The organism is Pseudoalteromonas sp. 2CM39R (genome assembly GCF_023161845.1).
In genome coordinates this window covers 676,255-690,026 of record NZ_JALNTM010000001.1, presented here as the reverse complement: position 1 = coordinate 690,026, position 13,772 = coordinate 676,255, and the positions used below count along the sequence as shown (strand labels likewise).

At 42.0% G+C, this 13,772-nt stretch carries 8 protein-coding genes; 5 read left to right on the top strand and 3 right to left on the bottom strand.

Features of this window, described 5'->3' with window-relative positions; genetic code table 11:
* Positions 1 to 94: 94 nt before the first annotated feature.
* The gene (locus tag MTF66_RS03125; RefSeq protein ID WP_058584672.1) at positions 95 to 1,126 is read left to right on the top strand and encodes a LacI family DNA-binding transcriptional regulator; all 1,032 of its coding nucleotides are present in this window, start codon (positions 95 to 97) and stop codon (positions 1,124 to 1,126) included.
* On the opposite strand, the gene gtfA is transcribed toward MTF66_RS03125, so the two are convergent.
* Positions 1,123 to 2,595 (bottom strand): sucrose phosphorylase, encoded by a 1,473-nt coding sequence (gene gtfA / locus MTF66_RS03120; protein WP_248526345.1) that lies wholly within the window; start codon positions 2,593 to 2,595, stop codon positions 1,123 to 1,125. The two genes, MTF66_RS03125 and gtfA, sit on opposite strands and share 4 nt — an antisense overlap.
* 138 nt (positions 2,596 to 2,733) lie before the next feature.
* Between gtfA and MTF66_RS03115 the strand changes: the two genes are divergently transcribed.
* From MTF66_RS03115 to MTF66_RS03105, 3 genes are all read left to right on the top strand, one after another.
* Entirely contained in the window at positions 2,734 to 3,954 is a 1,221-nt protein-coding gene (locus MTF66_RS03115; protein WP_248526344.1) for a sugar MFS transporter, read from the top strand.
* Positions 3,955 to 4,106: 152 nt separating this feature from the next.
* Entirely contained in the window at positions 4,107 to 6,506 is a 2,400-nt protein-coding gene (locus tag MTF66_RS03110; RefSeq protein WP_248526343.1) for a TonB-dependent siderophore receptor, read from the top strand.
* Between the two features lie 190 nt (positions 6,507 to 6,696).
* Complete coding sequence (locus MTF66_RS03105) at positions 6,697 to 7,782, top strand: methyl-accepting chemotaxis protein (RefSeq protein ID WP_248526342.1); 1,086 nt, start codon at positions 6,697 to 6,699, stop codon at positions 7,780 to 7,782.
* Between the two features lie 63 nt (positions 7,783 to 7,845).
* Here the strand turns inward: MTF66_RS03105 and MTF66_RS03100 are convergent, their stop codons facing one another.
* Together MTF66_RS03100 and MTF66_RS03095 are read right to left on the bottom strand one after the other, a co-directional pair.
* A complete protein-coding gene (locus MTF66_RS03100) occupies positions 7,846 to 9,057 on the bottom strand; it encodes a sugar efflux transporter (protein WP_248526341.1) in 1,212 nt (403 codons plus the stop codon).
* 139 nt (positions 9,058 to 9,196) lie between these two features.
* Positions 9,197 to 11,695, bottom strand: a complete 2,499-nt coding sequence (locus MTF66_RS03095) for a S8 family serine peptidase (protein ID WP_248526340.1) — start codon at positions 11,693 to 11,695, stop codon at positions 9,197 to 9,199.
* A 559-nt stretch (positions 11,696 to 12,254) separates the two neighbouring features.
* Here MTF66_RS03095 and MTF66_RS03090 point away from each other — a divergent pair.
* Positions 12,255 to 13,769 (top strand): curlin, encoded by a 1,515-nt coding sequence (locus MTF66_RS03090; protein ID WP_063529713.1) that lies wholly within the window; start codon positions 12,255 to 12,257, stop codon positions 13,767 to 13,769.
* The last annotated feature ends 3 nt before the right edge of the window (positions 13,770 to 13,772 follow it).

The following is a 13,772-nucleotide window of genomic DNA, read 5'->3' as shown; positions in this document are numbered from 1 at the left end:
CTTTTATGGTACGCCTATTTTTATGACTAAAAACACTTTTTTTCGACTCTTTATATGGTAATTTACCATTAAGTAAATCGATTAAGAACCTACAATGACAAAGCCAAAAACTTGGACGCTAAAAAGTATTGCCAAAGAGTTAGGCGTTTCAAATGCCACCGTATCAAATGCCTTTAATCGTCCTGATCAATTATCGAAAGCACGCCGCGAAGAAATTTTGGCGGCCTGTAAAAAGCTCGGCTATTTTGGCCCAAACAAGGCGGCGCAATCATTACGCCGAGGCACCTTTAATATTGTTGCTTTAGTATTGCCAGACAGCGTTGAATATATGGTATCTGATCCGGTTGCTAGCAGCTTTATGCGCGGTGTATCGGCGGTGCTCGAAAAAAATGGCATTAATCTTTTATTATTTTCAGGTAACAACGATAACCTAAATAGCGTAGTCGATTTTGTTGATGGCTTTATTTGTTATGGTCGCCCTCGTAATAAACAACTTGTTGAACAGTTAAAACAGGTCGCAAAACATGTGGTAACGGTTGATTTTAACATCGGTCGTGATGCCTCTGTAAACGTAAATAACCAACAAGCTAGTTTCGATATTGCCAAACATGCACTACAAAAAAATGATGATCGGGTTGCTATTTTAGGCCTGCGCTTACTCGATAACGACGTATTATGCCGAGTATACGAACATAATGAGTTTGAAGCCGGTCAGTCGATTGCTCATCAACGACTGCGTGGCTATCACCAAGCAATCAGCGACGCTGGCATCACCTTGGGTGATGATAGAACATGGAATATTCCAGAAAGCAGTGAGCGCTATGCCAGCATTGCCGCCAAAGAAGCGCTTAGCAGCACACCAAGACCAAACGTACTGTTGTGCATGAGTGATTTAATCGCTCTTGCCGCCATGCGCGAAGCATTAAAAATGGGCTTATCGATTCCTGAAGATGTCAGAATTGTTGGTTTTGATGGCATAGATGAAGGTCAACGATTTGTGCCAAAACTCACCACTGTCCATCAAAATAGCGAAGAAAAAGGCCGCATTGCTGCGACCTTGTTTCTATCGAAAGAGCAGCAAACAGCCGAAATCGACTATCAACTGCAATTGGGTCAAAGTAGTTAAGCTAAAAAGTCAGCCAAATTAACAATGCTTTGTTCGCCGTCTCGGTGATCAACAATAATCACTTCACGGCTAGCAAAGTCAACTTTTAACTCGATTGAGCTGGTATCATCATGCCAGCTTAAACGACACACACTGCCTTCACCTTTTGCAATAAACTCACCGTTAAATGCTGGATGCTCATTACGTAATTGAATCAGCTTAATCAACCCTTTCACCACAGGTTTAGCAAGCGCAGTATCAATGTCTTGCGCATTTAAGTAAGGGCGATTGATATCACGACCTACATTGGTGCGGGCCAATAATTCCATATCGTTTTCACAAGCGAACAGGCCACCATAATAAACTTGTGGAATACCTGGCGCGAAGAACTGAATTGCACGCGCTAATAAGTAATCAAAGTCATCTGCGCCCAAGGCATTGTAGTATGTGCAGTTAACTTGATATAAATCGACATTACTTGCTGCTGCACCAGTTGCCAAGCGGCTTTGCCCTTCACTCTTTTCATGAATGGTTTCAACCAAGTTATCAATTTCTGTTGCGTTTAATAAACCCGGCTTATCACCCATAGGGCCTGCGTCAATGATGCCAATGCCATCATGGGTATCAAGTACCGTTAAACAGTTTCGCGGCGAAATGGTTAGCCAATTCAGTAAAGCTTGCGCGTCATTGCTAAACAAGCTGTGTAAAATAAGTGGAGGTAAAGCAAAGTCATAAACCATATTTACACGCTTTGCGACTTCAACCTGAGTTTGGAAATGGCTGTGGATCTCGGCAATGGTTTCCATACCTGCTTCATTTGCTTGCGCTGAAAGTTTATTTAAATACTCAAAAGTTTCATCCAACATAAAGCAATTTGTGCCAGCTTCTTTAATCGCATAGCCTGCTGCATCTAAACGAATAATGTTGACATTATTATCAGCAAATTTGCCAAGCACCGTATTTAAATACTCGATACCCGCAGTTGATTTCACATTAATATCAATTTGGTTATCGGTAAATGTGGTCCAAAAATCATAGGTTTGGCCATCACCACACGCAATAGGTGTAAAGCAGCTACCCGGACGCGGACGGTAAATCGCTTGTTGCTCAGCCTCAGACATGCCATTTGGGAATACATCGTCTTTAGTTAAAAATAAATCCCAAAATTCAGATTGCTTGCCTTTAGCAAGTACATCTTTAAATTGGAAAGATTGTGCTGAAACATGGTTAACAATTAAGTCAGCCATAAGGTCATAGTTTGCACCAAGCACTTTAATATCGTCCCAGCTACCAAGGCGCGAGTCTACTTCACTATGATCAATAGGATCAAAGCCAGCATCACTGCCATCAATCGGATTATAAAATGGCAACAAATGTACACCTGCAAACACATTGTTAAGTGGGCCATTTAATAAATTACTTAATTCATCAATACCTTGACCAGTAATACGGTCTGCGTAGGTGATTAATTGCACTTTATTGTTGATCATAATTGTTAATACCAAGTTGAAACTTAATCGATTAAGATATATCTTTAACCACGACAGCAAATTATTCAAGCAGTTTTTATAGTTTTTATACACTAATATACATAGTAAAGGCGCAGACCTTTCGGTGGGGATACAACAATGAATAGAACACACGATCCTTTGCAAACCATTAGATGGCTGACATACATGATGTTTTTTATGTTTGCGATGACCTCTGATGCGGTTGGTATGATCATTCCTGAGCTTATCGAAGAATTTAATTTAAGCATGACCCAAGCCAGTGCTTTCCATTATGCACCTATGGCACTTATTGCTTTTAGTGGCCTGTTTCTAGGTTTTTTGGCCGACAGTTTTGGTCGCAAACAAACCATTATGCTGGGGCTCGGCATATTCACCATTTGTTGTTTTCTGTTCGCCGTTAGCAGTAGTTTTAGCATATTTGTAGTGTTACTTAGCTGTATTGGTCTTGCTATTGGGTTATTTAAAACCGGTGCTTTGGCGCTGTTAGGTGATATTTCTAAAAACAATTTAGAGCACACAAAAACCATGAATTTGGTCGAAGGCTTTTTTGGTGTTGGCGCCATTGTAGGCCCTGCCCTTGTCAGCTTTTTAATCACCCAACAGGTAAGCTGGACCTACCTTTACGTTATCGCTGGGGTTTTATGTTTAATTTTAACCTTAATTGCTTGGCGTGCAGATTACCCAAAACCTAAAAAGCTTGAAGAGCACGCCAAACCAGCCTCTCTTGCAACCACCATGAGTATGATGAAAAACCCTTATGCACTGGGCTTTTCGTTGGCGATTGCCCTTTATGTTGCAACCGAAGTGGCTATTTATGTATGGATGCCTACTCTACTTGGCGATTACAACGGCCCATGGCAATTACTGGCAACTTATGCACTGACTTTATTTTTCATATTACGCGCTGCTGGGCGTTTCTTAGCGGTGTGGCTGTTAAATCACTTCAGCTGGCAAGCGGCGATGCTGTATTTAAGCTTAGGAATTGCACTGTGTTATCTTGGTTTAATCTTCGGTGGTGTTGACTGGGCTGTATTCTTACTCCCTTTATCTGGGCTATTCATGTCGATGATCTACCCAACTTTAAACTCAAAAGGTATTTCTTGCTTTGCGGTGCAACAGCACGGTGCAGTTGCTGGGGTTATTTTGTTTTTTACTGCCTTTTCTGCGGCAGCAGGCCCATTATTAATGGGTGTGATCAGTGACTATTTTGGCCACATTCGTTACGGCTTTTATCTCGCAACAGGTTTCGCATGTATACTGTTTTTAGCCATGCTATATAACTACTTACGAAACCCTGCTGAGCAAGCTTTAGCGCAGCACAGCGCATTAAGCCACTAAATAAAAATCGTTAAAAATCAATTATCGAACATAAATTGTGCAAGTTTTTCGCTAAAAAGACTTGCACTGTGTAAAATTATTGTTATCTTTACTTAATCGATTAAGATAGCAATTTAGACAACAAACCATCTGGGATTGAGACGAGGCACATTATGACAACACACAAACATGCCCTTTATACATTAAGCGCGCTTGCACTAGCAGTAAGCCAAAACTTACACGCAGAAGAGCAAGCACAACCTGAGGCTAAAAAAAGCGGCCTTGAAACTATCGTTGTAACCGGTGTACCACGCCGTACAACCATCATGGCATCAAGCTCATCGGTTAGCAGTGTTACATTAGCTGAAATTGAAGTATCAACACCTCGTTCTACTGCAGAAGCATTTAGAACAATCCCGGGTGTTCGTTCAGAATCAACTGGTGGTGAAGGTAACGCAAATATCGCAGTACGTGGTTTACCGGTTGCATCGGGCGGTGCTAAATTCTTGCAACTACAAGAAGATGGCTTACCAGTTATGCAGTTTGGCGATATTGCCTTTGGTAACGCAGACATTTTCATGCGCTTAGATTCAACAGTGCAAAGTGTTGAATCAATCCGTGGTGGCTCAGCATCAACAGCAGCAAGTGATGCCCCTGGTGGTATCATCAACTTTATTTCAAAAACGGGTGAGAACGAATCAGGCAGTGTATCGACCACTGTAGGCCTTGATTATGATTCAATTCGTACAGACTTTGAGTATGGTACGTATTTAAACGACAGTGTGCGCTATCACATTGGTGGCTTCGTTCGCCAAGGTGAAGGCCCACGTGAAACCGGTTATACATCAAATAAAGGTGGCCAAATTAAGGCAAACCTAACTAAAGAATTTGATGCTGGTTATGTTCGCGTTTACTTTAAACACCTCGATGATAAGAGCGTAGGTTACCTACCTATGCCTATGTACTCAGATGGCGATTCAATCCCAGGTTTCGATGCGCAATCAGATACGCCCCATTCAGCGCTTTTCACACAAACTCTGCGTTTAAATGGTGATAACCAAATCAGCACAGGCGATATGACCGACGGTATGAACCCAGTTGTTACCTCAGTGGGTTTTGAAGCAGCATTTGATTTAGAAAACGACTGGCGCATCGAAAACCGCTTTAGAACATCATCAGTAAGCGGTAACTTTATTTCTCTTATTCCAGCTGAAGTTGCAAGCGCAAGCTCTATTGCTTCTAGTATTGCTGGTGATGGTGCATCGCTTGTTTATGCTAATGGTGGTTCAGCAGGCGAAACCTATGGCGATGACGATTTAGCAATGCGTATTCATACTTTCGATGTAACGCTAAACGACATGGGTTCAATTGTTAATGACCTTAAGCTGACTAAGTCGTTCTCTGATGAAACTAGCGTTACGTTTGGTTACTTTGCATCAAGCCAATCGATTGATATGTCGTGGCTTTGGAACTCATATGTTATGGAGCTAAAAGGCGACAACGCTGCATTACTTGACGTTTACGCTGCAAATGGCGACAGCTACTCAGATAATGGCTTGTACGCTTATGGTACACCTTACTGGGGTAACTGCTGTCAGCGTAACTACGACACAGAATACGAAACACGCGCACCTTACATTAACTTAGCCACTAAGTTTGGCGATTTAAGCATTGATGCAAGTGCTCGCTATGATTCAGGTGAAGCGCGCGGTAACTACGCAGGTGCCGTAACATCAACAATTGATATGAATGGCGACGGTACTATCTCAATTCCTGAGCAAAGTGTTGTTGGTATTGATAACGCGAACCCAAGCATTGTTAACTATGACTGGCACTATAGCTCATACTCAATTGGCGCAAACTACCAAATTGATCCAAGCTTTGCGACATTTGCCCGTTTAAGTAAAGGCGGCCGCGCAAATGCAGACCGCTTACTATTCGGTAAAGTAGAAGCAGATGGTTCGGTTGCCGAAGCCGATGCAATTGATGAAGTAAATCAATACGAAATCGGTGTGAAAAAACGTTTTGATTCACTATCAGTATTTGCAACTGCATTCTACGCAGAGACTGAAGAGCAAAACTTCGAAGCAACATCACAAAAGTTCTTTGACCGCGAGTACGAAGCAAAAGGTATTGAGGTTGAATCAACCTACTACGTAGGTGATTGGGATTTCCGTGGTAACTTTACTTGGACGGACGCAGAAATTGCTAAAGATGCGTTATCACCAGAGTTAGTCGGTAATACACCACGTCGTCAAGCTGACCTTATTTACTCATTAATGGCAACTTACAACTTTGATAAAGGTGCTGCTGGTCTTAGCTTTATTGGTACAACAGATGCTTACGCACAAGACAGTAACGACCTTGAGTTTGATGGCTATACACAAGTGAATGGTTTTGTAAGTTACAATCTGTCTGAAAACTTAAGTCTATCGCTTAACGTGAACAACCTGTTCGACACCGTAGGTATCACAGAAGCAGAAGAAGGCTCAGTACCAGATAACGACATTATCCGCGCCCGTACTATTAACGGCCGTACAACGTCGCTTACTTTAAAATATTCTTTCTATTAATTACTCTCCTCCCTCGTTTTAGCCCAGTTTTTACTGGGCTTTTTCGGCTTTAATAGTCAGCTTTTTCTACTACACTTAATCAAATAGTCGTAATTACCCTCTTTCTAATAAAAAACACTGATAATAAGTTAATACTTTGATCTATAATCAGGGTTGGTATAAGTATTAACCATATGAATTAGGAACATACATGTTTGTCTCTAGCAAAAGCCACTCTTTACTCCAAGATCAATACAACGCGCTATTAGCTGAAGTTGAGGCACTTAAAGCCGATAATCACGTATTACGTGACGAAAACGAACGCTTAGAAGCAAAATTACATCAGCAAGCTGATGATGCAGACCAACTGTTCCTTGCCAACTTATTGAATAGTTCGATTGAATGTATCACGCAAATTGAGGGCGTACGCCAAACTGTACTCGACTCATACCTTGTTATCGAAGAAGAAAGCCAAGTTACTTTACAAATAAGCCAACTATTAAATGACTCAAATAACGCCCTGCAACATATTGTCAGTGAAATGGCGAATATGGCAGGCAAAATGGGCAGCATGACCAGTAACATTACGGGTCTGTCTGATATGGCCGATAGCATCAACACCTTTGTATCAACCATTTCTAAAATTTCTGATCAAACCAACTTACTTGCGCTAAATGCCGCAATCGAAGCTGCCCGTGCTGGTGAGGCTGGTCGTGGGTTTAGCGTTGTTGCCGACGAAGTTCGTACACTTGCAACCAACACCAATAAATCAGCCCAAGAAGTATCTGATCTGGTAAAAGAGATCATCAATAAAACTGGCGAAACGGTGACCTCGGTTGAAGATATCCAGCAAAATAACACTCAGCTTTCAACCAGTTTTGATACGCTAAACAATGACTATGGTTCTATCATGAATCACTGTAGCTCAATGAAAGAAACCATTATTAATGCAGCCACACGCTCATTTGTGCAAACCGTAAAACTAGATCATATTGTTTGGAAAGGTGAAGTTTACTCAGTTGCCAATGGCACAAGTAACAAGTCGATTGATGACTTTTCAGATCACACCATGTGCCGATTAGGTAAATGGTACAATTCAGAGCAATCAAATGGCTTCAAACAACATAACGCATTTCGTCAATTAGAAGAGCCACATCGTGAAGTTCATCGCAATGGTGTTGAAGCGTTAGTCATGCTGCAAACTGGCAATAAAGACGCAGCTATTAATCACATTAATAAGATGGAAGCTGCCAGTGAACGAGTCATGCATTTACTAGATCAAATCGCTAATGGCTAATGATTAGTTACTCATAATCAAAAAACCGAGCTCAATGCTCGGTTTTTTATCTATTTAAGCTAGTTATTCAACTAAGCCTTCTTGCAGTACTGGCATAACAGTTTCTTGCTGCTCTTGGCGCTTTACATAGCTAAACAACATTAAGCATCCAAGGGCTAAACTTGCAGCTAGCATAGAGCCAAGGGTTGCAAACCTAAAACTATAAAACTGTGCAACAACCCCTGTTGCCCCTGCCCCGCACATAACACCCAGTTTAATGGCGTTCGTGTAAAACGCAGAAGTAAACCCTATTCGTTCGGGGAGCTGATCTTGTAATACGGTTAAGCCAATGCCCGCAAAAATACCGTAAAACAGGCCGTTTAAAACTTGCAACGCGATTAAATGCCATACTTGGCTGGCAAAAAACACCCCTAAATAAAATACAATTGCACAACAAAATGCCACTGCAAGCATCGCAACTTTATTGTATTTTTTAGCAAGCTTTGCCCCATACAGCATGATAGGAATTTCTAACAGTGCCACTACCCCCATAAACAGCCCGGGCGTATGTTCAGCAAACCCTAGTTCAGTAATGCTATAAAGCGGCAGTGCCGATGAATACATAATATTACCCGTTGAACCAAGCATAATAGCTAAACCCAACAACCAAAATGATAAACTCGCTGCGGCTGCAGGCTCTGAGCCATTTTGCGATTTTTTAGCGCTGTAGTCAGGAATAAACTTAAATGCAAAGATAAGTGCAACCAAGGCACACACCGCAGCAAAGTAAAACGAGCGGCTAAACTCGCCTCCAGCGGCTAACAAATAACCAAGCGGCGGGCCGCCCACCCAAGCAAAGGAAATAGCTGCACGTAAACGGGAATTAAAACTGGTAATGTCGATGTTCTGTTGACGCCCCGCCCATTGTCTTGCCACGGTCATCATTTGCGGAATTGCCGCATTGCCCATCGCAAGAAACAACACGCCTGCGAGCAATACTTGCCAAAATGCAGTGGCATTCGCAAAGGTCACTAACGCACACACCATACCTGATACAGCCACCATAAATAACTTTCGCGCACTGGTGCCTTTATCTGCCATGCCACCTAACCACTGACTAATAACTAACCCAGTAATGGTGACCGCCACCATATAAACACCTAAATACACGGGCGGTGTTTGCAGCCCTTCGACAATGAATAAGCTCATCAATGGGTTAACAAATGCCCCCATTAACCCGGTTAGCATACTTAGAAGAATAAAAATTACACCATGCTGTTTCAGCAATGCTTTCACTCACAACCCCACATTAATACGACACGTGAACAGATATTTAAAGGGCGCAAATTATACACAGTTTTAGCGAAAACTTCATTTTGTAATACAAATAAAAAAAGCCCAGTGGGGAAACTGGGCTTTGAGCAGTGAAACAATGTTAGTCGAAGGACACTGTCACTGGGTTAGAACAAACAGTATCAGATACACAAACTTGATATTCATAGCTTGGTAACTCAGCTTTACGCTCTACATCGCGATAGAAACCACGATCAGCTACTGTTTCAAGTAGTTCACCATTACGGTAGATGCTTACTTGATCAGCCACAGTTTGCCAGCTTAAATCAACACGCATAGTACCTAAACGTGTTTTGTTAGCACGTTTAACCGATAGCTCAATTTCAACATCAGATACCACAACAGTTTGCGTGAACGTATCTGTTTGACCTTCGCTATCTGTCGCAGTTAGCGTCACTTCATAGCTGCCTGCTTGTGCGTAAGTATGCATAGGATCAGCATCTGTTGATGATGCACCGTCACCAAAATCCCACGCCCAAGCAACAATATCGTCATTGCTATCTGTGCTGGTATTAGTGAAAGTGACATCTAAACCTGATGTTTCAAATGCAAAGCCAGCTTGTGGAGGCTGCGGGCTCACTTCACCAATAGCGCTAAACGTCAGTGACCAGCTGTTTAAAGTACCGGTATCAGCAGACAGTACGTCTTTGACATTAAGTACCCAATCACCTGTCGCAACTTCGCCATTAAAGTTAGCCAGCGAGTAGCTTTGTACTAGATCATCAGCACCACCGCCAGATTGGCTGTGAAGTGTTGCAGTTGTTCCTTGCGGCGACGTTAATGTGACGATTAAATCACCAATGTAAGTATGAGTAATATCAATACTTGCATCCGTTGAGAACACAGTAAGTTCATCAGCTACCGTAATCACCGAATCAATACCCGTGTCATTGTTATCAGGAATAGACACTGGTGTTTCATTTGAGAAAGTAAAGTCATTTAAGCCAACAGGGTTAACAAACAATGACGCACTGCTTTGTTTAGCTAACTCACCTGATGTTGCATCAACAACAAAACTATAACTGCCCCATGCTGTTGCTTCTTGTGTTGGCACCGTTAGTGTAACTACATCTCCAGGTACAGCTTCTGTTTGCGATAGTGTTGCGCCCGCTAAATCAGCTTGAAGTGCTAGGCTAACGACACCATCCCACTGGGCGATTGAACCAATTTCAAAGGTATATGTTGCAGTTTCACCAGCAGTAATTTGCTGTGAACTTGGCGACACTGAGATTTTGAAGCTTGGAGTTGGATCTGCTTGCTCAAGTGCTTGATTCACATTTAAGCGATTGCCAGACACTGTTTTGCCTTGCAGCGCTTCATTTTGGTCGCCGCTATTCATTAGCAACTCTTTAAGTTCAAGCGCTGATAAATCAGGGTTGATCGAAAGCACTAATGCAGCTGCACCAGCAACATGCGGTGTTGCCATTGATGTACCAGAATAGCTAGCGTAACCATTGCCCGGTACCGTTGATAAAATTGCACTACCTGGTGCGCCTAAATCAACACTTGTTAAACCCCATTGTGAAAAGCTCGACATGTTATCTCTGTTGTCAGTACTGGCAACTGATAATACGCTGTCATGCTCGTAGTTAGACGGATAATGAGGGTTTTGATCGTTATCAACCGCATCGTTACCCGCTGCTGCTACAAATAGAATATCGGCTTGTTCACTTGCCGTAATAGCATCTGCCAGTGCTTGGCTAAAGCCACCGCCACCCCAGCTGTTATTTAAAACTCGTACATTTACGCCTTGGTTTTTAAGATCAACCATGTAATCGATACACTTAATTGCATCAGAAGTTGAACCTGTACCATCTGCACTTAAGAACTTACAGCCCGCAATTGATACCTCATGGTTCACACCAACAACACCGGTGCCGTTGTTACCTGACGCACCAATTGTGCCCGATACGTGAGTACCATGGCCTTGGTCATCCATTGGATCACCTGAGTCGGTAATCGCATTAATACCGTGCACGTCATCGATGTAACCATTACCGTCATTATCGATACCATCACCCGGAATTTCTCCTGGGTTGATCCATGCGTTATCAGCTAAATCTTCGTGGCTGTAATCAACACCGGTATCAATTACACCAACAACAACTTCGCGGCTACCGGTTGAGATTGACCATGCTTCAACTGCATCAATGTCAGCATCGGCGACACCACCTGTTTGACCTTCGTTGTGTAAACCCCACAACGAAGAAAAATCAGGATCATTAGGTACACTGGCAATCGATACACGGTAGTCAGGCTCTACATATTCGATAGCAGCGTGGTTTTGTAGGCGTTTGATAGCTTCTTTGCTGCTCATACCTGCAATTTTAAATTTAGCTAAACGGCCAGACAAAATGGCTGAATAGTTATCATCAACACCATCTTTGTTGATGTCGCTGATGGTGGCTTTAACTAAGCTACGAGCATGGGCACGCATTGCAGCAGAGGTGCCTTTTTTATACATAACAAGTACTGAGTCTTCACTTGCACCAACGACAGTTGTTTTTGCTGGTGTGCTGATTTGTGCAGCACCTAAACATGGTAATAAGGCTAGGCTTAATACAGATAATTTAGTTTTCATATTTACTATCCATAATTTGTTGAACTGATCGAATCACTATGATCCGACCACCAAAGCTCATTACTTCTGAATGATGAATATCACGTGGCATATTTCATAAATGGCAAATTGCAGATAACAGGCAAGAAAAAAAATGATGCTAAGTTTAAATCCATACTTTTTTGCGGATTGAATCAATTAAAATACGTCCAATTCACACTTTTTTGTGAAAAAAGCACCCTCAATGATCCATTAATATTTCTCCAACTTTTTTACTGCTTTTAAATTAAAAACCATACTTACACCCAAAGAAAAACGCATAACCAATTGAAAATAAATAATTTATAAAAACCACAAAAACTGGTGATTTTATATTATTCCAAATCTGTCTAAAGTAATTTCCTTGTTATTTGTTCGACCTCAGAGTCGCAAATAACAAAGTTGCTTCATTCACTTCTGATTGTTAGCTAACAGTTGAATATCACAGAAATTAATCCGGCAAGGCATGCTGGTACATGGTTCTAAAAGCGAAAATAATAATTTTAGAGCTTTGATTAATAATAATTTAAAGGAAATAATCATGAAGTTAAGAAAGTCTCTACTTACCTGTGCAATTACTATTGCGTTAGGTTCAAGCTTTGCAGCAAGTGCAAACACAGATGATAAAACACAATCTAGCACTGAGCTTGCAAGCCAAGTTTCAACACTGGGTGTATCAAACTCAATTACCCTAGATCAAGTATCGGTTACCGGTGTTGGTAACGATGCGGTTATTGCTCAACAAGGTACAGGTCATCGTGCAGAAACTGTCAGTGTAGGTGATGGCAACATGGTTGAAGTAAGCCAAGCACAAACATCTAACTTATCTCTTATCTACAACACAGGTGACGATAATACTGTTTCGCACAGCCAAAACGGCACCATGAATGGCGCATTATCTGAAACCGTTGGTGTTGGCAATGCTGTTCGCGTTGAGCAAGAAGGTGCAGGATTCTTTGGTGTTAACAACGAAGCTATCAACGTCATGGTTGGTGATGAAAATAGCGCAACTGTAACGCAAGGTGATGGTGGCCATTGGTTCTACAACTTTGATTTACAGGGTAACAGCAACACAATCAGCGCAGAGCAAAGCGGCTTACTAAATGAAGCAACGTTCAATGTAATTAGAGGTGATGACAACAGCATCGAAGTAATGCAAGAGGGTGTTTTCAATGCGTTTACCTCTGATGAAGTAATTGGCAACGGCAATGAAATTACTATTGACCAAACAGGTTTCTTCAACAGCGCTGAGCTTACTTCGCTGCATGGTGATTATAACGAAGTCGAGTTTGAGCAAGATGGTGACTCTAATAGCGCATTAGTTGCAGAAATCACAGGCAATGACAACGAGGTTAAGTCTGATCAAGAAGGCAACAGCAACAGCTTTGAATCAGGCGTGATTGTTGGTGATGGCAATACATTATTGGTCAATCAAAAGCATGACAGTAATACCGCTGGCTTAGATGCTATTGGCAACGACAACGAACTCACTGCATTCCAAAATGGTAACGGTAATGATGTGTACTTAGGTGCTATTGGCGATAGCAATGAGTTTGTTGCTAACCAAATTGGTGACGCAAACAGTGCTCACGTTGCTAACTTCAATGGTAGCGACAACAACGTTGATATTGCTCAAGGCGGCAATGAAAACACTGTACTAGTCCAGTCTTCATACCCAGACGACTCACTCTCTTCAAACGATAATGACATTTCAGTTAATCAGCTGGGTGACCTTAACGAAGCTGCATTAACATTCGCAAGCGTGCTTGATAGCAACAACAACCAAGTTGCTTTCACACAAGTTGGTGAACTCAATGCCATCGACCTGATTATGGAAGGTAGCAACAACTCTGTTGATATTAGCCAAACAGGCTCAGAAAACTTTGTTGTAGGTATAGGTCAAAGTGCATTCTTGCTAGGTGGTGAGGGTAACTCACTTGTCGTTGTACAAGACGGCAACGCAAACCTTGTTGAAGGCTCAATGATTGGCTCTAACAGCACAGTTGTTATCACTCAACTAGGTGATGGCAATACCGCAACTGTAACCCAAGAATAATCG